The sequence below is a fragment of the Caulobacter sp. 10L414 genome, from assembly GCF_056395525.1.
The window spans coordinates 1-354 of the sequence record NZ_JBFTJR010000166.1; the positions used below are offsets into that span (position 1 = coordinate 1).

The 354-nt window shown below is 66.0% G+C and carries 1 protein-coding gene; it reads right to left on the minus strand.

The genetic code is table 11. From position 1 onward, the window contains the following. Nucleotides 1-48: 48 nt before the first annotated feature. Nucleotides 49-354 (minus strand): YbgC/FadM family acyl-CoA thioesterase (locus tag AC1DCG_RS25240; RefSeq protein WP_477041773.1); only part of this gene is annotated, 306 nt, incomplete at its 5' end.

Sequence of the window (354 nt, forward strand, 5' to 3'; positions counted from 1 at the left end):
GCGACTGCGGTTCGATTGCGGAGGTTTTCGTCCCCGAAAGCCTCCGCCCTACCGCTCCGGCTTCACCACCTCGTACGCCTCGATCGTCTCCCTGACCTGCCCGGGGATCGGGGCCGATTTCTGCGTGGCCGGGTCAGCGCAGACGTAGATCWCCTCCCCGGTGATCAGGTGTTCGTCGCCGCGATACATTTCCACGCGGAACAGCATGCTCGAGCGGCCCAGGCGGGCCATGCGGCCGCGGATCTCCAGCATGTCGTCGAACCGCGCCGAGGCGTGGTATTCCAGGGTCGACTTCACCACGAAGATGTCCACGCCGTGCGCGTGGAGGACGTCTTCGGGATAGCGGATGCCCAC